Source organism: Paenibacillus sp. FSL R7-0312, from assembly GCF_038004445.1.
Taxonomy (GTDB): Bacteria; Bacillota; Bacilli; order Paenibacillales; family Paenibacillaceae; genus Paenibacillus_AQ.
In genome coordinates this window covers 6,764,429-6,786,400 of sequence record NZ_JBBORE010000001.1, presented here as the reverse complement: position 1 = coordinate 6,786,400, position 21,972 = coordinate 6,764,429, and the positions used below count along the sequence as shown (strand labels likewise).

Below are 21,972 nucleotides of genomic sequence, written 5' to 3'. Positions count from 1 at the left end.
TTACTCAGCCGTCTCAGATTGCGATGTTTTGTGGCGACCAATAGCGGTTTTTTTGTTATAATAGTAAGTAATTCAGAGATTTCTACATAAACAGAGTTTCTTCGCAATCTATGGTCCTATAATATAGCAGGAATGAAGCAGCAGAGGAGGCGGGCCATGCGTACAGATTGGGCTTCTATCCTGGGCCGGGCACTTTCTGAAGAAAGTGCTTTTAGAGCGTTGTTCGATCATCATCCGGATCTCATTATCGTGCTGGACAGACAGGGGCGTTATGCCGACAGCAACCGTACCTTAAGTGCAGAGGACGCCGCCAGGCTGATCGAATGCCGGATGCATCCTCCCGGGGAGGCCTATTTCGCATCTGCTCTGGCCGGTATTACATCCAGCTTCGAATTAATTATGGAAGCGGCAGAAGTAAGCGGAGCAAAAGCAGGGGATTCCGGGGGTAATGCTGTTTCTGTAAGGTATGTGCCGCTTCATACAGAGGAAGGTATTGCCGGTGTATTTGCCATCGTTCATGATACCGGGGACCGGCCGCTCTCTCTGCTGCTGCAAAGCTGGGAACGCATGAGCAGGCGTGATTCGTCCGGTGCGGAACGTATAGGGCTTGAGGGAGCGGACTTTCCTCCCCTGACGGACGATGAGCTGGCCGGGGAAGCACTGCCGCTTTCGGAGTTTGTTTTTGAGATGGCGGAAGATAGACGGCTTAGTCTGATTCTGAATTCCGTCTCTGCCGGAATCTTCGGACTGGATACGCTGGGGCGGACGATCTTTATCAACCGTGAAGGGGCCGAAATGCTGGGCTATGAGCCGTCAGAGCTGGCCGGACTGCCGATGATGGAAATGATTCACTATATCGGCGGGAGTGCAGCCCGGCATTCACCGCTGGAATGTCCGATCCGGCTCACCATTCAAGATGGCGTTACCCGCAGCAAAGCGGATGAAATCTTCTGGCGTAAGGACGGGACCAGCTTCTTCGTGAACTACCGGATTGCTCCGCTGCTGGATAAAGGCATGATCTGCGGTGTGGTCGTCTCCTTCAGTGATATAACGAACGAACGGGAGATTCTCCGGGCCAAGGAATCGGCTGAGCAGGCTGCGCAGGCCAAGTCTGATTTCCTGGCGATGATGAGCCATGAGATCCGCACCCCGATGAACGGTATGATCGGGATGGCAGATCTGCTGCTGGAAACAAATCTGGAGGAAGAGCAGCGCAGTTATACCGAGATTCTGCGCAGCAGCAGCTACAGTCTGCTGCAGATCCTCAATGATATTCTCGATTTCAGCAAGATGGAAGCCGGCAAAATGCCGCTGCAATCGGAGAGCTTCGACCTGCGCGAGATGCTGGAGGGTATCATTGATCTGTTCACTCCCAAGGCAGAGGAGAAGAAGCTCGCCCTGCGCTGGTGGGCGGATACCAGCGTGCCGGATATTGTCACGACCGATCCGAGCCGCTTGCGGCAGATTATCGTCAATCTGGTCGGCAACGCACTTAAATTCACTGATCAGGGCAGTGTGACCCTCTCGGTGAAGAATATTCCGCTGCCGGCCTCGCCGGAATACCTGCTGGAGTTCTCTGTCCGTGATACAGGGGTAGGTATTGCTGACAGCAAGCTGAATCTGCTGTTCCAGTCCTTCTCCCAGCTGCATCCGTCCATTAACCGTAAATATGGCGGCACCGGACTAGGCCTTGCGATCTGCAAGCAGCTGGTGGAGCTGATGGGCGGAACGATCTTCGTGGAGAGCGAAGAGAACCGGGGATCGATCTTCCGGTTCATGCTTCCTTTTGTGAAGGAAGAGGTTGAAGTGGAAGTATACCAGCCCTAATATAACAAACAGCAAGTCTCTGTCAGGAGACTTGCTGTTTCTGTTTGCGGCTGCTATTAGCAGCTGTATAGGTAATTGCTTCACCAGTTGATCCTGCCTTTGGGTGAGACTGCCTGCTATCCTGATGTTTCAGGATACAGCGGGTTCGGCTGCCCCGCAATATGATCCGCAATCAGCGTGTAGAACTCAGGGAATCTCGGGTCCCCTGGACTCCTGATTTCTTCAAAGGTGCGGATATATAGCCCCTGGGAGGCTACTGAAGTGATAATATCGCCTACAGTCCAGCCCCGTGTCACCACTTGGGCTAACCCGGACCGTTCCTCTTCGGGAAGCAGCTTGGCAAAGGCAACCTCACCTTCCCTAAGTGTATCGTCAAAATAATTACCCGTAGGATGCTGAAGATTCCGGGTTGTCATCCATGCCCTGGCGAACGGATGGAAATCCGTCAGTATGAGCCTGCCGTTTGCCGTTAACCTTCTGCTGACCAAAGAAAATATAGCATTTAAATCCGTAAAGTAATGCAAAATCCCAAACTCCATCAGGACAACATCGAAGGTTCCCAGGGCTTCCTCACCGGGGATATTTAAGACGTCTGCACAGATGTAGTTCAGTGTAACCCCCGCCGCTGCCGCTACTTCACTGGCATACAGCCGGTTCTCTTCAGAAATATCCACGACAGTAACCTCAGCACCCAGCAAAGCGAAACAATTCGCCTTCATCCCGTGAGAGCCGAGCAGGTTCAACACCTTCAATCCTGTCGGGTTACCTAGGTACTTCAGCCAATGCCGCAACGGGTGCCTTGGGTCCTGCTTCAATCGCCCGGCCAGCTCCTCAGGTGATCCATGATGCTGTGTCCAGGCCTGGTATGCCTTCGTTTCCCAAGCCGTCTTATTCGCACGTGCCATCTGCTCCTGCATCGTATACCCCCTTGATAAATATTGGAAATCGCCCTTTCTGATCTTACTATACTGTATTTACTATGCAACAAAAAACGAATCCTTATCTGCATAAGCTGCAGACATTGGATTCGTCAAAGGTAGCGCCTGATCATTCTAGTGCATATACATAAGACCAACTGTAGCCGGCCCGCAGTGGCTGCCGATGACACAGCCGGCGTGAATGACAGCAATTTCATTCACATCTGTCTGCTCGCGCAGTGCCTTCTCCAAATACCGGGCATCCTCTTCAGCCAGGGTGTGGGCAACAATGAGCAGCTCCTTGTCCATATCGGCTGCATTCGCAAGTGCATGCTGAAGCATCTGCTCTACAGCCTTTTCCTTCTTGCCGCGGATTCTGGCAACGGGTACAATCGCCCCGTCCACCAGCCGCAGTACAGGCCGGATCTTCAGCAGGCTGCCAATAAAATTCTGCATGCCTGAGCAGCGCCCACCCATATATAAGTAATCCAGCGTATCGACGACAAACTCGGATTCCACCCGCTCACGGGAGGTTTCAATCATAGCTGCGATGTCGGACGCGCTGTGGCCTTTGGCTGCGGCGCGGGCGGCCTTCATAACCAGCAAGGCGATCCCGCCGCATAACGTCTGGGAATCCACAACATGTACCCGGCCTTCCGGGAACTCGCCTGCGGCCAGCAGGGCATTCTGATATGTAGAGGATAAAGAAGAAGAAAGGCTGATATAGACGATATCTCCACCGCTGCTCACGACTGGCTGAAAAGCGGCAATGAAATCAGCCGGGGAAGGGGCTGCCGTCTTGGGCAGTGCACCACCCGCGGCGACACGGCGGTACACTTCTTCGGGTGTAATCTCTACACCATCCTTGAAGGTACCGTCTTCAAATACTACATATAACGGGACAATGCCGATATCATACGTTTCCTTCCAGCCTTGCGGCAAATCGGAAGTGCTGTCTGAAAAGATTTTTACGATAGACATGAATATCTCCTTCACCGATCTTGGATGACAATACTCAATATTAAGACCCTATAATCTGTTTATTATACCAAGCCTGCTTCGAATCTCAAAATAAAAAATGCTAGCTTGTGAGGCTGGCCGGTTATGCCGCTTCTTCATCCGCCTGAGAGCTGACTGTGCACATGCAAAAAAGCTTCACCGTCCTTGCAGGGACAGTGAAGCCATTTCCGGTATAGCGGAGGAGTTCATTCTTTATTTCTTCATTACTGGAATCCATATTTCGCAGACATAATCCCCGGCCGAGGTATCGCCTGGAGGATACAGCTCGAATTCGGGTCCGCCTGTATGCTCGTAGCCCGTTCCCGGGAACCATTCCTGGAAAATGCGCTGCCAGACCCCTTGAATCGCATCAGGCATAGCTCCTACGGATTTGAATACCGCCCAGGTCGCAGCCGGAACCACTGCAGTCTCATACCCCTGGGGATCCGCCCCTGGCGGGCTTTCCACAGCAATCCAGTAAGTCAGCATTTCCTTCTGCATGTCCATGCACATACAGATGCCGAGCCATTCTTCGCGTAAGCCGAACTCAATCAGCTTATCTGATGTGCCGTCATCATTACATTCATCCCAAAACTGCGGAATTCTGCGGAAATTCTCCCCGTCCTTGGTGGTAACCTCCATTGATTTGCCGATAACGGTAAAAGCTTCTTTATTCACGATTTTGTAATCCATTTCCTGATCTCCCTTCAATGACAGATGGAAAGAGAGGCGCGGGAAGGCTTTGAGCTGTACCCCAGGCTCGCGTGCGGCAGAGGGGGTAAGCCCATGCGCTTTGCGGAACGCTTTGGCGAATGACTCCGGAGAGTCATATCCGTATTTGAGTGCGACATCCAGCACCCGGATGTTTGAAATGGCCAGCTCTTGAGCGGCCAGAGTCAATCTGCGTTTGCGGATATAGTCTGCTACGGTGACGCCGGTCAGCATGCTGAACATGCGCTGGAAGTGGAAAGGGGAGACATAGGCCACTGCGGCAATCTCTTCGATCCGCAGCGGTCCGGTCATTCTGCTCTCCATATAATCCAGCGCGTTCTTCATTCGGATCAGCCATTCCATGTTTGCCATCTCCCTTTAAGTTCATATTATCACGCGGCCTACGGTCCGGTCCTGTTATTCTCTGCTCATCTGAGACAGGGTACAGTCAACGGGCTACAGTCTATGATCCTATGATGTCATGTTTCAAGGGGGTTGTCAGCTTCCGGCATAAGCTAGCCTAACCGGCAGACTCTTGCTTCATATGGCCGCAGCGTACTGCGGTCCATGGGCACCGGCTCCTCCGGATAGTTACCGATAATCGTTTCGGTTACGGCATTCAGCTCGTCAGGCAGCTCTACAGTCTGCGGCGTGTCACAGAAGTTCAGCAGCACCAGCCATTTCTCACCATCCAGTGTCCGGGTGTACGCGTAGATATATTCATGCTCCGGCAAAAGCAGCTCATATTCACCATACACCATGATCAAATGCTGCTTGCGCAGGCTAATCAGCTGCTGATAATAGTAAAATACCGAGTCAGGATCGGCCAGCGCCTGTTCCACATTGATCTCTGTGTAGCGCGGATTGAGCTTGAGCCAGGGTGTGCCAGCGGTGAAACCGGCATTCGTTGAGGCGTCCCACTGCATTGGGGTCCGGGCGTTATCGCGGCCTTTCGTGTGAATCGCCTGGAGAACCGTCTCATGATCTCCGCCGCCTTCCGTAACCTTTTCCCGGTACATATTAAGTATCTCAATATCCTTGTAGTCTTCCAGCACAGGGAATTTCACGTTGGTCATGCCGATTTCCTCACCCTGGTAGATATAAGGTGTACCTTTGAGCGTGTGCAGCAGGGTAGCGAGCATTTTGGCCGAAATCACACGGTATTTGCCGTCATCCCCGAACCGGGAGACCATCCGCGGCTGATCGTGGTTGTTGAGATAGAGGCTGTTCCAGCCTTTTTCAGACAAGCCTACCTGCCATTTGTGCAAAATATCGCGCAGACCCTTCAGCGTCCACGGAATCACATTCCACTTGCCGCCCGGGCCGGAATCGACATCCATATGCTCGAACTGGAACACCATTTGCAGCTCATGCCGGTCTTCGTCAGTATAGAGAATGGCGTCTTCGACAGTTGCCCCCGGCGTTTCGCCGACGGTCATTACATCGTATTTGGAGAGGACTTCACGATTCATTTCCTGGAGATACTCATGAACTCGCGGTCCATTCATGTAATATTCTCCGCCACCGGCCAGCTCACCGGGAGCCAGGCCCTCATGGTGTGCGGAAGGGAGTCCTTCTACTTTGGAGATCATGTTGATAACATCCATCCGCAGCCCGTCTACACCTTTGTCCAGCCAAAAAGCAATCATTTTATAGAGAGCTTCCCGCAGCTCCGGATTCTCCCAGTTGAGATCCGGCTGCTTGCGCGAGAACAGATGCAGATAATATTCGCCTGTGGCTTCATCCTTCTCCCAGGCTGGTCCGCTGAAGATGGAGCTCCAGTTGTTCGGCAGCGCGCCATCCGGTCCGCCGGGACGCCAGATATAGTAATCGCGGTAGGGGTTATCCTTGGAGGCGCGGGATTCCGCGAACCAGGCATGCTCATCCGAGGAGTGGTTAATTACGAGATCCATCATCAGCTTGATGCCGCGTGCATGCAGTCCGGCCAGCAGCTCCTCCCAGTCCCGCAGCGTGCCGAATTCATCCATAATGTCCTCGTAGTTGCTGATATCATAACCATTGTCATCGTTCGGCGATTTGTATACGGGTGACAGCCAGACGACATCGACGCCCAGCTTCTGGAGATAATCCAGCCGGGAGATGATCCCCTGCAGGTCCCCGATTCCGTCTCCATTGCTGTCCTGGAAGCTGCGGGGATAGATCTGATAGACTACGGCTTCTTTCCAAAAGGCTCTATTCATTTGGGTGGGCTCCTTTGAGTGGTATTTGAAATTTGAGCTAGAGAAGTTTCCAATGTAGATGCTGGTCGTAACTGCGGTGATTTTCGGACTTCCGGTCGCTGTTGTCCCCAGATTTCCTGATTAAACCGCTGTTAGCGGTAGAAATCCGGTGACAAAGGCGATCGCTATCGCTCCTACAGTTCCGAAATTCCCCTCCGTTACTGTCATCTTATATTGTCTTCACAAGTTCAAATTATAAATAAGCCCCGAAGAAGCTTAATGCCTCCGGGGCGGGGGAGACAGAGACTACACAGTTACCGAAGAGCCGTCAGCAGTCACACTGCTCAGTCCGTTCACCGTATACTCCTTGCCATGAATCGTGAGGGATGCCGGAACATCGGTTTCATTACTAACCGTAACCTGTACATCGGTAACTGTAACTTTTAGGCGCGAGCCGCGGAACATGATTTTGAACGAATAAGAGGTCCAGTGTCCCGGGTTGGAAGGGTTCAGGGTCAGCCGGTCGCCCAGCACACGCAGTCCGCCGAAGCCATGTACAATCGACATCCACGTTCCGGCCATGCTGGTCGTATGGCAGCCGTCTTCCGTATCATTATTGTAATTATCGAGATCCAGCCGTGAAGTGCGCAGATACATCTCATAAGCCTTCTCTTTGTAGCCCAGCTCGCAGGCCAGAATCGCATGGATACACGGGGAGAGGGAGGACTCATGCACGGTAATCGGCTCGTAGAAGTCGAAGTTGCGCTTCTTGGTCTCCAGATCATAACGGTCACCCAGGAAGTAGAGCCCTTGCAGCACATCCGCCTGTTTGATGAAGCAGGAGCGCAGGATGCGGTCCCAGGACCATTTCTGGTTCAGCGGCAGGTTCTCCGGCAGCACATCCTTCACCTGGATAATCTCCTTATCGAGGAAGCCGTCCTGCTGCAGGAAGATGCCGCGTTCTTCATCGGCCGGATAGTACATTTTGGCGATAATCTCGTTCCACTGTGCCGTTTCACTGTCCAGCAGTCCCAGCTTGTCGGCCAGCTCTGCATAACGTGTGCCTTCATACTCTTGCAGATACGCCAGCGCCTCCAGTGTGTATTCCATCGTCCAGGCGGCAATCCGGTTCGTATACCAGTTATTGTTGACGTTGTTCTCGTATTCATTCGGGCCGGTTACGCCGAGCATCACGTATTTGTCCTTATGTGGCACATAGTGTACGCGTTCTTCCCAGAAGCGGGAGATCTCTACCAGCACCTCAAGCCCGTATTGGCCGAGATAGGCCTTGTCGCCGGTATAGTTCACATAGTTGTAAATTGCGTAGGCAATCGCGCCGTTGCGGTGGATTTCTTCAAACGTAATCTCCCACTCGTTATGGCACTCCTCCCCGTTCATCGTCACCATCGGGTAGAGCGCGCCTTTTTTGTAACCGAGCTTCAGGGCATTCTCTTTGGCTTTCTCCAGATGCTTGTAACGGTAGATCAGCAGATTGCGGGCAATCGAGGAGTCAGCGGTACTCAGATAGAAGGGCACACAATAAGCTTCCGTATCCCAGTAGGTGCTGCCGCCGTATTTTTCCCCGGTGAAGCCCTTCGGTCCGATATTGAGACGGTCGTCTTCGCCCGTGTATGTCTGATTCAGCTGGAAAATATTAAACCGGATCGCCTGCTGCGCCGACACGTCACCCTCAATAATAATGTCGCTTTCCTTCCACTTATCGCCCCAAGCCGCAGCCTGTTCGGTCAAAAGCGCCACAAATCCAGCTTCACGCGCACTCTGCAAGGCGGTCCGTGCGGCGTCTACCAGCTGTCCCAGCCCGTAATTGCGGGAGGTGACATTCGCGGCATACTTATAAATGACTACCTGATCGCCGGACTGTACCGGAATCGTAACTTTGCTGCCTACATATTTCTCCTGCTCCAGGGCTTCCGCTTCAGCGGCAACCGGCTCTCCATTCAGCAGAATATCGTATACATAAGCCGAGGTTACGTGGAAATCAAGCTTTTTGGTCTTCAGGGTGAGATGTCCGCCCGCCGGTTCCGCTTTCTTCTCGACCTCGTTCCAGAACTTCTCGTCGTAGTTGGAATCCTTGTTCTTGATATCGCCATCCAGATAAGGAGTCACGGTAATCTCGCCGGAGAAATTGAGCGGCTGGATAGAGTAGCGAATCGCACCAATCTCATGGCGGACCATGCTGACGATGCGGATGCTCTCCACTTTCACTTCTTTGCCGTCTGCGGTCGTGGCTGTGAAGCTGCGGGAAAGTGTGCCTTCCTTCATATTAAGTACACGGCGGAATTCGCTGATGGTGCAGGCTGCCAAATTAAGCGGAGTGCCGTCAACTTCAACGTTGATGCCGATCCAGTTGGTGCTGTTGAGGACTTTGGCAAAATACTCCGGATAGCCGTTTTTCCACCAGCCGACCCGTGTCTTGTCAGGGTAGTATACACCGGCCATGTAGCTGCCTTGCAGGCTGTGCCCGCTGTATTGCTCTTCGAAGTTGGCTCTGCCGCCCATGTACCCGTTACCGATGCTAAATACGCTTTCGGAAATTTCCTGGGTCTGCGGATCAAAGGATTCTTCGATGATGGACCATTCATCAATTTTGAGGTATTGTTTCATTGTTATTGGCTCCTTTTAGATGGGGGAATGAGGTATATAAAATGAACTATCAGTTCGATGATACAGTTGCGTGTTGGCCGCTCCGCCGACAAAAGGTTGTTACGATCGCTGTTGTCCCCGGATGCTCAGATTGAAGCTTATTGGGTAAGCATCCGGGGACAAAGGCGAACGCTGACGCTTCTCCACAATCCTTTTGCCTGCTCCGCTATCACGTAACTTTAGATCTCACATATAGTTCTTTTATAAAGAGTAGGGCAGAAGACAAGGACTCATCTTACACAGCAGCTGTTAATATTCGTCAAACCGAGGCAAAAGATTCCTGTAATGTCCGGACGCTGATCTGCTGCAGCGAAGGGACCACCAGATTCGCTGCGCCCAGCGTCTCGGGCGAACCGATGCCGACGCTGCGCATGCCCGCACGGGTGGCGGCCAGGACGCCGGCTTCGGCATCCTCGAAGACTACGCAGTGTTGAGGGGCGGTGTTGACTGCTTCTGCTCCCAGCAGGAAGACCTCCGGATCAGGTTTGGCTGCGCTGGTGTGCGTGCCGTCTATGATAGCATCGAAGTAGGGGGTAAGGCCGGTGTTGTTCAGGATGGTCATCGCATTCTTGCTGGCGGAGCCCAGGGCTACCTTGATGCCATGTTTCCGGCATTCCTTCAGGAAGTCCAGCGCGCCGGGCAGAATCTCTGAGCTGTCCATCTTGGCGATGTATTCCACATAGCGGTTGTTCTTCTGCTCGGCCAGTCTTGTTTTCTCCTCTTCTCCAAGCTCGATGCCGCCGATCTCCAGCAGGATATTCAGGGAAGCGGCCCGGCTGACACCCTTAAGCCGCTCATTATCGTGCTCGGTGAAGACAAATCCGAGCTCCTCCGCCAGCTCTCTCCAGGCAATATAGTGGTATCTGGCGGTGTCCACGAGTACACCGTCCAGATCGAACAGGCAAGCTTTGATTTCTGACATATTGAACCTCCTAAAATGTAAGTGGATATAATCTATTTTGAGAATCGCGCCGAATGGGCGCGTCACAATAAATGGACGGGGAATGCTGCACCAGGTACAACAATCCGTCTGCGAAACCCCCAGTGCTCCCAGGGTAGGCTAAAGCCTGACCAGGGCGGAAAATCCTATCCAAATGTGGTTCGATCTTATTTAGCGCAAACGTTTGTACAAAGCTCCAAAAAATAAATGAAGCGCGATTAGCTTCATTTATCAGCTTGTGAATCATTACTGCTTGTGAATCATTACTGCTTGTGCATCATTGCAGCTTGTGCATTGCAGCCTGTGCAAGTCATTGCTTACCCGGAGTATACATCGATGACTCCCGTACGATTAAACGGTGGGGAATGACAAAACGGTTCGTATATCCGTCATGATTATCCGGCTTCTGAATACTCTGAATCAGCACCTGTGAGGCTGTATAGCCCAGATGATAGATTCCGATATCAATGCTGCTGATTGGCGGGCTGGACAATTCCGAGAGCGGAATATTGTTAAAGCTGACAATCGCCAGATCCTCAGGGACCTTGTATTTCAGCTCATTCAGTCCGCGCAATACCCCGAAAGAGACCATATCATCCACCGCAACGAGTGCCGTTGGACGGTTCGGGAGATTCATGAAGAATGACATCGCCCGGTAGCCGCTGTCCTGCAGAAACTCGCCTTCGACAATCCATTCCGCCTTCATTTCAAGGCCTTTATTCTGCATTGCCTTACGGTAGCCTTCCAGACGGTCGCGCGAAACGATAAGATTCGGCGGGCCGCTGACGAAGCCAATGCGTTCATGACCCATGGAAATAAGGTGGTTCGTTGCATCATAAGCAGCCATGATATTATCATTGTCGACTGACAATATATCTTCATAGCGGTCGCTTCGTCCAACCAGCACGAAGGGATAGCCGCCTGATTCCAGAAAATCGATCACCGCATCATCTTTACGGGAATACAGCAGAATAACGCCGTCCACGCGGCGTCCTTTGAGCAAGCGTGAGACGGCTTCAAGCTCTTCCTTCTCATTTGCCCCGGAGCTGATCAGCACATCATAGCCCGAACGGCTGGACTGGGTGACGATCCCGCGGATTAATTCCATAAAAAACAAATTGGAGAACAGCTCTTCAGCCGGTTTCGGAAGAATGATGCAAATACTGTTGGTTGTCTTGGAAACGAGACTTTTGGCCATCATGTTCGGGGTGTAGCCCATTTCCTCCATAATCACTTTAACCTTACGGGAAGTTTCTAGGCTGATTCTGGGATGGCCTGACAACACCCGGGAGACCGTGGAGGGAGATACTCCCGCTTTCTTGGCCACGTCCTTAATGGTAACTGTCATAGAAACCTCCTTATGGAACCGTTTGCTTTACACAGTAATATTAATCGAAGTCCTGATGATTGTAAATAGAGAAACCCGGTGTGTTGCACAATACTGGCATAGAAAGTGATGAAATGAACATTTTTACTGTGCTGGTCACAAGCTTTCCACAGGGATTCACTGGATGTTTATCAATGGAGTGGTATTCGTGGGAGTAGGCAGTATTGAGGTACTCCGGACATTGCACCGAAACTGTGCAAACGTTCTTAGATTGATGTGAATGATTATATATCTGATTAATTTTCGAAATTTCTTTATAAAATAAGGATTTATTTAGAATTTCTCAGCTTTTTAATTATTGACGGAAGTAAGTGGATGAATATGAAATGTGCAAATTAATGCAATTAATGACTTAAATATTGTGCAACTATTGGCACGTTTTGCAGAATATTTTGGAAAATTACTAGTTGACAATAACTTTACTAGCAGATTAGTATGAAATCGAAATGAATTAAGCGTTTACAAAGTCTGATTTTATGCAGGATATTTATGTCGCTGCCCGTAGTCAATGAATAAGAGTAAGTGCAGAATGTTTTGCAAACGTTTGCGCAGAAAAGGAATGGATTTTGCGTAGGGAAGGGCAAATTCAGAGCATGATTTTTGTATTTTTCAAGGAGGATCGGAGTCAGTTGGGCCTGATAAGCCAACATTGCAGCAGACACCTGCAACCGGAGTTGGGGATTCTGCCGTTCATGCAGTTGAAGTTCATAACATTCATGGGGGGATTGACGGAATGGAATTTGCTTTACGGATAAAAAAGGCTTTTGCAATCTTGATGGTTATCGCTCTTGTATGCTCTGGCCTGGGCATAAACCTGCCCAGAGTCAGCGCAGAAACGACAAAGGTTGTGCTGGTTGGTGACCTGCAGAGTAAGTTCACGGGGCTGGATTCCGCTGAACCGAAAGATTGGAACGAGAAGTCTACAGTAACCCAAATGACTTACAGGGGGGAGGGGCTGTACACCTTCACCGGCATGCTGCCGCAGGGAACCTATCACTACAAAGTTGCCCTCAACGATGCCTGGACGGAGAACTACGGGTATGGCAGCTACACTAATCCAGCCGGGACGGAGGCGGGCGGCAACATTCAGATTACTTTAAGCGAGGATACAAGTGTAACCTTTTATTATAATGACATTACCAAAGCGATTGCAGATTCCACGTATTATTCACCGGTGCCTGCGGACCGTTTACCCCGGGTGACCGGCAGTCTGCAGACTGTGCTTGGAGACGAGCAGAATGATTCCCCGGCAGATGCCCGAACGCTGCTAACCGATCCGGACTTCAACGGGATCTATGAGCATACGGCCATGCTGCCCGCTGGTGATTATACCTACCAGATTTATCTCCCGGGAGCTGCACCTTCGGATGGAGTCGCCTATCCGGACACCGCGCAGGAGCTTAAGCTTCCCTCCGGGCTGCCGGTAACTTTCAAATACAATGCGCAGGACAACAGTGTCTCTGCCCATTACACGGTTCCTTCTGAACCGGGTACGGCCGTGCCTGTTCCAGCGGGACATATAAGAGTGCATTACCACCGTGCTGCCGGTGATTATTCCGGCCAGGCATTATGGACATGGGGCGATGTTGTATCGCCGTCCGTGAATTGGCCAAAAGATGCCGTTCCTTTCCCTGATGGACAAACCGATGCCTACGGCGCTTATGTCGATCTGCCTGTGAAGGATGTGGCGAAGACGATCTCGTTCCTCGTGGTAAACCGGACTACCGGGGTTAAGGAAATGGAGGACGGGGACAAAACTTTTAACATCAGTACTCCGCAGACCAATGAGATCTGGATCACGGAAGGCTCGAATAAAGTAACCCCTTATGAACCGGTGGAGCTTCCGGCGAATACAGTGCGGATTCACTACATGCGGGCCGACAACAATCAGAGCCAGTACGGCCTCTGGCTGTGGGATGATGTGGTGACGCCGTCTGATGTGTGGCCACGGGGCGCAACTCCTTTTGTACCGGAGAACCGGGATTCCTTCGGAGCCTATGCGGATATTCCGCTGAAGGAGAATGCCAAGACTATCAGTTTCATTGTTATGAAGCCTACAAACGGAGACAAAGACGGACCGGCGGGCAATGAGAACAAAAGCTTCGCTTTTCTGGACCGTTACAATCAGCTGTGGGTGAAGGAAAATGACCCGAATGTTTATACTTCACCTTTTGGCGAGACACCGGTCGGGCTGTTATCCGCGGATATATTGTCCGCAAGCAAACTATGGCTAGGGTTCACATTAACGGACGGACTTACGGCGGATGCACTAAAAACAGCCATTTCCATAAAGGATTCGGAAGGAGCCTCTGTTTCTGTTACAGGTGTGGCGGTTACCGGCACAACTTCGGTTGAAGTGACTACCGGTGCATTTGATCTGAAGAAAATCCCGCTGAGTGTAACGTATGCAGGTAAAACTGTATCCGCTTCCAGCGGATGGAGAATGATGGATGAGCTGTACAATTACACAGGTGACGATCTCGGAGCCACATACCATAAGGCCAGCAAGTCGGCAACTCTGAAGCTATGGGCGCCGAAAGCGAGCTCAGTGACTGCGGTTGTCTATGATAAAGCTGACGCTCATCTCACTGTAGGCCGCGCCGGGCTGACTCTGGGGGATAAAGGAGTCTGGACGGCGGAGCTGACTCCGGCTGATCTGACCGGTGCACCCGGCGCAGAGGATGTCAGGGACTTCTACTACCAGTATGAAGTGACCAATGAGGGAGTAACTAAGCAGGTGCTTGATCCTTATGCCAAATCCATGGCTGTATTCACCGTGAATACGGCAGGAGAAGCGGGCCCAGGCGGTGATACGGTGGGCAAGGCAGCCATTGTGGATTTAAGCGCTACGAATCCCGAGGGCTTCCAGGCTGCAGACATTGCCGGCTATGAGGACCGTGAAGACGCCATTATCTATGAGGCGCATATCAGGGATTTCACCTCCGATCCGGCAATCCAGTCGAGTCTCGGCGGGGAACGCTGGGGGTCTTATGCGGCTTTTGAGTCGAAGCTGGATTATATCAAATCCCTGGGTGTCACCCACATTCAGCTGCTTCCGGTGATGGCCTGGTATTACGGGGACGAAACCGGGATGGAAGACAGGGAGCTGGACTATTCAGCTCAAGGCAATGAGTATAACTGGGGTTATGATCCGCACAGCTATTTCTCTCCGGACGGGGCGTATTCCCGCAATCCGGCAGATCCGGAAGAGCGGATTAAAGAGCTGAAAGGCTTGATCGATGCGGTGCATGAAGCCGGGATGGGCGTCATTCTTGATGTTGTGTACACCCATATGGCCAAAAAAGAATTTCTGAATGACATCGTGCCTAATTATTATGCCTTCCAGGACCCGGCCGGGAACTTCATCGGCGGCTTCGGCAACAATCTGGCAACCAGCCATAAGATGGCCGAGAAGCTGATGGTCGATTCCGTGAAATACTGGTTCCAGGAGTACAAAATCGACGGGATGCGCTGGGATATGATGGGCGATGCCACGGCAGATGCGGTACAGGCTGCTTATGACGCAGCGGCTGCCATTAATCCCAAGGCCCTGTTCATCGGGGAGGGCTGGATTACCTTCGGGGGTGAGGCTTCGGATCCATCCCTCAAAGGCAAGGCTGCTGATCAGAAATGGATGGATAAGACGGACAGTGTCGGCGTGTTCTCTGATGAGTTCCGCAATGAGCTGAAATCCGGGTACGGCTCCGAAGGAGATCCGAGGTTCATTACGGGCGGAGCGCGCCCCTTGACGACGATCCTGAACAATATCAAAGCGCAGCCTTCCAATATTCCGGCAGATGATCCGGGAGATATCGTTCAATACATTGAAGCCCATGATAATCTGACGCTCCATGATGTCATTGCCCTGGCCCTTCACAAGAATCCGCAGAATCCGGCGAACGAGCTGGGGATTCAGAAACGGATCAGACTCGGAAACATGCTGCTGCTGACTTCGCAGGGAACCGCATTCCTGCAGGCAGGTCAGGAGTACGGGCGTACCAAGCAATGGATGGCTGCGGGGGCACCCGAGCAGAAATATACGGAAGTCCGCGATGCGGCTGATCAGTCTGTCAGTTATTTCATCAACGATTCATACGATTCTTCGGATGCGGTCAATGCCTTCGACTGGTCCGCAGCAACGGATGAAGTGAACTTTCCGGTGCAGAATGCGACCAGAGAATATACGGCCGGGCTGATTAAGCTCAGAAAGTCTACCAACGCTTTCCGGCTGGGCGACATCAGTCTTGTGAATTCCAATGTCAAGCTTATTGAGTCACCTGAAATGCAGAAGGATGATCTGGTGATCGGTTATTCAAGCAAGGCAACGGATGGAACCGGGATCTATTATGTCTTCATGAACGGTGACAGCAAGACAAGAGTTCTTACTTTGCCGGAGAACTTGAGTAACGGTACTGTGCTTGCCGATAATGACGAAGCCGGGACCGAAGCTATTTCTGCTGCGGACCAGAGCGGATTCAGCCTGACTGCGGATTCGATCACTCTCGACCCGCTCACATCTGTAATTATCCGCAAGGATGCAGCCGCAGCAGTAGTGTCTCTGCTGGAGACGGACCAGTCCAGCTATACGCTGAAGGAGGGGGCCACGCATCAGACTGTGGTCACGGCGAAATATGCGGACGGCACTTCAAGCAAAGTGACCGCCAGGGCGCTGTATGTATCCGATAAACCGGAAGTAGCCACAGTGACAAGCAAAGGGCTGGTGAAGGGGATTATGGCTGGAACAGCGATCCTTACCATTACCTATGGCGGCGTGTCCGCGAATGTGACCGTAGAAGTAACCAGCCCGCCGGTGGAAACCAAACGGTATGTGCAGTTCACTTACACCCGGGAAGACAGGATTTATAAGGATTGGAGTGTATGGCTGTGGTATACCGGGGCAACAGACGGTGAGGTGAAGCTCCCCGAGCCCGCAGGAGATTCAGCAAGCTCGACGGTTCTGATTGAAGTAGGCAAAGACGCAACCCAGGTGGGCTTTGTGCTCATAAAAGGTCTGGACTGGTCTGGCAACAAACAGGATATAGCGGATGACCGCTATATTGTTCTGACTCCCGGCGAGGCCTTTACCAAAGTCCGTGTAACCAGCATGGTCAAAGAGCTTGAAATCACCCCGGGCATCAGCGGTCCGCTGATGCAGGATGAAGCCATAACCTTCCTGTACCGTGATGACGAGCTGTTCCGCGGCGGCGATGTGTCTGCGATAACAGACATTAAAGTGAAGGTGAACGGCAAAGAATATCCGATGGAGTATGATCCGGCCAAGGAATGGTTCAGCTACCGGCTGAGCGGTCTGGAGGAAGGCATTTATAAGTATACCTTCATCGTAACCAAGGACGGAGTGACCCGCGAGTTCACCGACCCGCACAACACGGTGGGCGGGGAATCTTCCCTGTACTATCACAAGCCGGAAGTTAATATTACAGCAGAGGTCAATCCGCGGGCTGTAACCTCCAATGAGAATGCTGTGCTAACGGTCAAGGCTGTTGCGGCAGAGGAAGTGTCTTATAAGGAGGCTTATCTGGACCTTACTGCACTAGGTGGACCAGCCAAGGTCAAATTTGATACAGAGCTTATGCAGCAGACTATAGCGGTGAAGGATGAGGTACCGGCAGGTATCAAGAGCATTCCAATTGTCCTTGTGGACCAGTATGGCAATCTGCACAGACAGTCTGCTGAAATCGAGGTGAAAGCCAGAACCTACAGCGGTTCCAAGCTTGATTTCGACTGGGACGAAGCACGGATCTATTTCGCACTGACCGACCGCTTCAAGGACGGTGACCCTGACAACAATGAGAATGTGGACAAGGCACATCTTGAAGCCTATCATGGCGGCGATTTCAGGGGAATGATCGACAATCTCGATTATCTGCAGGAGCTGGGCATCAACACGCTCTGGATTACGCCGGTTGTAGATAATATTGATTTCAACCAGGGTGTCAGCTTCGGCGGCAAGCAATATGCTTATCACGGGTATTGGGCCAAAGACTTCACCAAGCTTGATGAGCACCTTGGAGACATGCAAACCTTCAAGGAACTAATTGAGAAGGCGCATGACAAGGGCATCAAGATTATGGTTGATGTAGTGCTTAACCATGCGGGCTACGGGCTGAAGGCAGATGACGACAATCCGGAGGTAACCGCTGAGGATAAGGCGCGTTTTGCAGGAATGCTGCGTACAGACGGCGTTCAAGCCGATACGGATGTCATCAAAGGCGAGCTCAGCGCCCTGCCGGACTTCAAGACGGAGGATCCTGCGGTACGTGAACAGATCATTGCCTGGCAGACAGGCTGGCTGGATAATGCCCGGACCGAGCGGGGAGATACAATCGACTATTTCCGCGTTGATACGGTCAAGCATGTGGAGGGCACAACCTGGAAAGCATTTAAAAATGCGCTGACGGCAATAGATCCGGGCTTCAAAATGGTTGGCGAATACTTCGGCGGAACCGCCGATAATGATGGCGGCATGCTGCAAAGCGGGCAAATGGACGGTTTGCTTGATTTTAGCTTTAATGATCAGGCCAAGCTGTTCGCAGAGGGTACCATTAATGCTGTGGATGCTTATCTGCAGGAGCGCGAAGCGAAGATCAGCAATACCGGGGTAATGGCACAATTCCTCAGTAGCCATGATGAGGATGGCTTCTTGTCAAATTACGTTGACGGTGACAAAGGTAAGCTCAAGATCGCAGCTGCGCTGCAGATCACGGCCAAGGGCCAGCCGGTAATCTACTACGGCGAAGAGTTGGGCCGGTCTGGGAAAAATGCCGGAGATATGGCAAGCGGCGAGTTCAGCGAGAACCGGGGCGATATGCCTTGGGAACAGCTCACTGCAGAGCAGGGACTTCATGATCATTATCAGAAGCTGCTGAACATTAGGGCCGAATATTCGCAGCTATATGCCAAAGGTATCCGCACCAAGCTTGCGGGCTCCGATGATCTGGGATATCTGGCCTTCAACAAGCAATACGGGAACGACAACGTGGTTACGGTAATCAACACGAAGAAGGAAGGTGTAAGTGCAGAAATTCCCGTTCCGTTTGCGGCATTGTCTACTGTAAGAGATGAGTATAGCGGCAAGCTGTACACGGTATCGGCTGCCCGGAAAGTAACGGTTGATCTACCGGGAAGAGATGAGGGCGGAACGGTGATTCTGGCGGCGGAGCCGGTTGTGGTACCCCCAACACCAACACCAACACCAACACCAACACCAACACCAACAGCGGAACCAACGCCAGCGGTAGAATCCGAAGCTATATCGGTTGTAAAGCCAACACCAACGGTAACGCCAGCTCCAACGGCGGTTCCGGCAGGTACACAGATTATAAGTGAGTCGGATCTTCGGAATGGCAAGGAGGGCAGAGTAGAGCTCAGTCTGGGACAGAGAAATACTTCGTTGCTGCTGCCGGTCCAGGCGGCTAAGCTGCTGGGGAATAACGGGCTGGTTATTCACTCGGAGGGGCTGTCCGTTACAATCCCGAATGCTGTGCTGGCTGATATTGGGGCCATGGTTACAGGTGCGGATGCAGAAAGTTCACATATCCTGATGGAGCTGAGTCCGCTTAGCGAAGCTGCAGCGCAGGATGCAGTCAAGAGATTCAGTAAGGAGAACACGGCTGCAACTGCTGTATCCGGGGTATACGACCTTAAACTGCAGATTATCAAAAAAGACGGGACCAGCCTAACTGTTACAACGTTCAGGCAGCCGGTTACTTTGACACTTAAGCTTCAGGGCAACCCGGTTAAGGATTGGACAGGTGTGTTCTATCTGGGAGATAACGGTGAGCTGAAGTATATTGGGGGCGAAGCGCAAGCGGATGGTTCACTTACTGCTGCAGTTACACATTTCAGCAAATATGCAGCACTTCAGATAAATACAGTGTTCAAGGATGTGCCGGATACCCACTGGGCTTCTGCTGCCATTAAATCACTTGCAGCCAAACAGGTGGCAACAGGGGTATCGGCTGCTGAATTTGAACCTGCAAGAAAGGTGACGCGTGCGGAGTTTACAGCATTGCTGATGCGTACACTCGGACAGTCAGGGGAAGGGGGAGCGATATTCGCTGATGTCCGGGCAGATGCCTGGTACTCCTCTTATGTAGCCGCTGCCGTCAAATCAGGCATTGTTAACGGGCGCAGCAGGACTGTCTTTGCCCCGGATGCTACTATCAGCCGTGAGGAAATGGCGGTGATGATTATCCGCGCTCTGGAATTCAAACAAGGCAAGCTCCTGGCTTCCTCAACAGGCCCGGCCTTATTCGCGGATGCCTCCAGTATCAGTGCATGGGCAAGTGCTTATGTGAACGCTGCCGTAGAGCTGGAACTGGTAGAGGGCAGAGACCATCATCTCTTTGCGCCGCAAGGACCGTTGACCCGTGCAGAGAGTGCGCAGGTGATTTACAAGCTGCTCGGCAAATAGCGCGCGACGAATCAAATCAGAACGTAAACAGGGTATTCCGCAGGCCATAACGGCTGCGGAATACCCTGTTTGCTATGCCTGGAATATAACTCAATCCAATGAATGGAGCTTCTGAGAGGGTGGCTAGACCATATTAGCTTGCAGTACTGCATAACCGTAAGCCGGGAGCTTGAGCGACAGCTTGCCGCGTTCCGCGCGGAGCGGTTCGCCGGTGAACAGGTTCTCCCAGGAGCGTTCCTGTACGTCTACCCGGAAGGTCTGTGCGGTCTCTTCCGTATTGATCAGCACGAGAATAAGATCATCGCCCAGGCTACGTTCATAAGCCAGCTTGGTACCCCCGGGACCGGCTTCCAGGAACGTGAAGCTTCCTGTGCGCAGTGCCGGATGGCTGCTGCGGATCTCGATCAGCTTGCGGTAATAATTGAACAGGCCGCGGTCCTGCATCGCCGGATTCCACTCCATGCACTTGCGGCAGTCCGGGTCGCCATCACCATCCATGCCGATCTCATCTCCGTAATAAATGCAGGGGGTGCCCATGAATGTGAACTGGAACAGCGCAGCCAGCTTCAGCTTATTCTTGTCCCCGTCCGCGAGCGTCAGCAAACGCGGGGTGTCGTGGCTGTCCAGCAGGTTGAAGGCAACCTCGCTGGCCTGCAGCGGGTAACGCGACAGCTGTTTGCCGATGGAGTTGGCGAAGCCTTCCGCATCGAGTTTGCCATACACGAAGAAGTCGAGCACCGCATCCGTGAACGGGTAGTTCATCACTGCATCGAACTTGTCTCCTTCCAGCCAAGGTGCGGATTCATGCCAGATCTCACCGAGAATATAAGCCTCGGGATTCGCACGCTTCACCACCTTGCGGAAGTCGCGCCAGAATTCATGATCGACCTCGTTGGCCACATCCAGGCGCCAGCCGTCGATGCCGACCTCACGGATCCAATATTCAGCGACTTTCAGCAAATATTCCTTAACCTCAGGATTCTCAGTATTCAGCTTCGGCATCAGCGGCTCAAAGGCAAAAGCGTCATAATTCGGAATGTTATCCACGACCTGAAGCGGGAACTCACGGACATGGAACCAGTCTTTATAAGCAGAGGCTTCGCCCTTCTCCAGCACATCCACGAACGGGGCGAAGGTACGTCCAGCATGATTGAATACAGCGTCAAGCAGGACACGGATACCGCGTTCATGGCAGGCGTCGACGAGCCTTTTCAGCGTCTCCACATCACCGAAATGGGGATCGACCTGCATATAGTCTTCCGTATCATATTTATGGTTGGTGGTGGCTGTGAAGACCGGAGTGAAATAGATGCCCGTGATACCCAGCTCAGTAAGATGATCCAGATGGTCAATGACCCCCTGCAGATCACCGCCGAAGAAGTTATCAGGCTTAGGTGTGCCGCCCCATGGCTGTACATTGTCCGGATTCAGACTGGAATCGCCGTTCGCGAAACGTTCCGGGAAGATCTGATAGAAGACAGCATCCTTCACCCACGCCGGTGGAATGAACACGTCACCGCGGTTGATATAAGGGAATTCAAACAGCCGGTTTGGATTGGCGGGACGTTCGGTTTGGAAATCGCTTTCGGTCATCCAGATGCGCTCATGGCCCTTTTGCAGCAGAAAGCCGTACTTCAAACGGCGGTAAAGGGGGACGGACTCGCACTCCCAGTAATCGAACATCGCATCCGAAGTGAAAAGAGTCATAGGAATCAACTCCTTGGTGTTGTCCCAGGCGTACTTGTCTCCGGCCCAGGCGAACACCTCGGTCAAATCCCCCTTCTTGGCACGCAGACGCAGGTGGATCGTTTCATGATCGTAGGCATAAGACCAATTGAGGCGCGGACGATGATACACAGCTTCTAACAACATACTAATTCCTCCTAAGGTTTAGTGAACCAAACACCCCTGAA

The 21,972-nt window shown here is 52.1% G+C and carries 10 protein-coding genes; 2 read left to right on the top strand and 8 right to left on the bottom strand.

Annotated elements, in window-relative coordinates; all coding sequences use genetic code 11:
* Positions 1-156: 156 nt before the first annotated feature.
* A complete protein-coding gene (locus MKX70_RS29465) occupies positions 157-1,827 on the top strand; it encodes a hybrid sensor histidine kinase/response regulator (protein WP_340841402.1) in 1,671 nt (556 codons plus the stop codon).
* Between the two features lie 116 nt (positions 1,828-1,943).
* Here MKX70_RS29465 and MKX70_RS29460 read toward each other — a convergent pair whose 3' ends face one another.
* From MKX70_RS29460 to MKX70_RS29430, 7 genes are all read right to left on the bottom strand, one after another.
* Positions 1,944-2,744 carry a class I SAM-dependent methyltransferase gene (locus MKX70_RS29460; protein WP_340841400.1) on the bottom strand — a complete coding sequence of 267 codons (801 nt, stop codon included), beginning with the start codon at positions 2,742-2,744 and terminating at the stop codon, positions 1,944-1,946.
* A gap of 135 nt (positions 2,745-2,879) precedes the next feature.
* The gene (locus MKX70_RS29455) at positions 2,880-3,725 is read right to left on the bottom strand and encodes a DegV family protein (RefSeq protein ID WP_340841399.1); all 846 of its coding nucleotides are present in this window, start codon (positions 3,723-3,725) and stop codon (positions 2,880-2,882) included.
* 231 nt (positions 3,726-3,956) lie between these two features.
* The gene (locus MKX70_RS29450; RefSeq protein ID WP_042234389.1) at positions 3,957-4,817 is read right to left on the bottom strand and encodes an AraC family transcriptional regulator; all 861 of its coding nucleotides are present in this window, start codon (positions 4,815-4,817) and stop codon (positions 3,957-3,959) included.
* Positions 4,818-4,969: 152 nt separating this feature from the next.
* Positions 4,970-6,655 carry a glycoside hydrolase family 13 protein gene (locus MKX70_RS29445; RefSeq protein ID WP_042234390.1) on the bottom strand — a complete coding sequence of 562 codons (1,686 nt, stop codon included), beginning with the start codon at positions 6,653-6,655 and terminating at the stop codon, positions 4,970-4,972.
* Between the two features lie 285 nt (positions 6,656-6,940).
* On the bottom strand, positions 6,941-9,259 hold the full coding sequence (locus MKX70_RS29440; RefSeq protein WP_042234394.1) for a glycoside hydrolase family 65 protein: 2,319 nt from the start codon (positions 9,257-9,259) through the stop codon (positions 6,941-6,943).
* Positions 9,260-9,557: 298 nt separating this feature from the next.
* Positions 9,558-10,220, bottom strand: coding sequence for a beta-phosphoglucomutase (pgmB, locus tag MKX70_RS29435; RefSeq protein WP_340788903.1), 663 nt, complete (start codon positions 10,218-10,220; stop codon positions 9,558-9,560).
* Positions 10,221-10,548: 328 nt separating this feature from the next.
* A complete protein-coding gene (locus MKX70_RS29430; protein WP_039307469.1) occupies positions 10,549-11,586 on the bottom strand; it encodes a LacI family DNA-binding transcriptional regulator in 1,038 nt (345 codons plus the stop codon).
* Between the two features lie 772 nt (positions 11,587-12,358).
* On the opposite strand from MKX70_RS29430, the gene MKX70_RS29425 reads away from it, so the two are divergent.
* Positions 12,359-20,059: a pullulanase gene (locus tag MKX70_RS29425; protein WP_340841398.1), complete on the top strand. Its 7,701-nt coding sequence runs from the start codon at positions 12,359-12,361 to the stop codon at positions 20,057-20,059.
* A 123-nt stretch (positions 20,060-20,182) separates the two neighbouring features.
* Here MKX70_RS29425 and MKX70_RS29420 read toward each other — a convergent pair whose 3' ends face one another.
* On the bottom strand, positions 20,183-21,931 hold the full coding sequence (locus tag MKX70_RS29420; RefSeq protein WP_042234398.1) for an alpha-glycosidase: 1,749 nt from the start codon (positions 21,929-21,931) through the stop codon (positions 20,183-20,185).
* Between the last annotated feature and the right edge of the window lie 41 nt (positions 21,932-21,972).

Excerpts from the sequence above, each read along its gene's own strand:
- MKX70_RS29440 (WP_042234394.1), bottom strand. The coding sequence starts at position 9,259 with ATGAAACAATACCTCAAAATTGATGAATGGTCCATCATCGAAGAATCC.
- MKX70_RS29430 (WP_039307469.1), bottom strand. The coding sequence starts at position 11,586 with ATGACAGTTACCATTAAGGACGTGGCCAAGAAAGCGGGAGTATCTCCC.
- MKX70_RS29425 (WP_340841398.1), top strand. The coding sequence starts at position 12,359 with ATGGAATTTGCTTTACGGATAAAAAAGGCTTTTGCAATCTTGATGGTT.
- MKX70_RS29450 (WP_042234389.1), bottom strand. The coding sequence starts at position 4,817 with ATGGAATGGCTGATCCGAATGAAGAACGCGCTGGATTATATGGAGAGC.
- MKX70_RS29460 (WP_340841400.1), bottom strand. The coding sequence starts at position 2,744 with ATGCAGGAGCAGATGGCACGTGCGAATAAGACGGCTTGGGAAACGAAG.
- MKX70_RS29465 (WP_340841402.1), top strand. The coding sequence starts at position 157 with ATGCGTACAGATTGGGCTTCTATCCTGGGCCGGGCACTTTCTGAAGAA.
- MKX70_RS29445 (WP_042234390.1), bottom strand. The coding sequence starts at position 6,655 with ATGAATAGAGCCTTTTGGAAAGAAGCCGTAGTCTATCAGATCTATCCC.
- pgmB (WP_340788903.1), bottom strand. The coding sequence starts at position 10,220 with ATGTCAGAAATCAAAGCTTGCCTGTTCGATCTGGACGGTGTACTCGTG.
- MKX70_RS29420 (WP_042234398.1), bottom strand. The coding sequence starts at position 21,931 with ATGTTGTTAGAAGCTGTGTATCATCGTCCGCGCCTCAATTGGTCTTAT.
- MKX70_RS29455 (WP_340841399.1), bottom strand. The coding sequence starts at position 3,725 with ATGTCTATCGTAAAAATCTTTTCAGACAGCACTTCCGATTTGCCGCAA.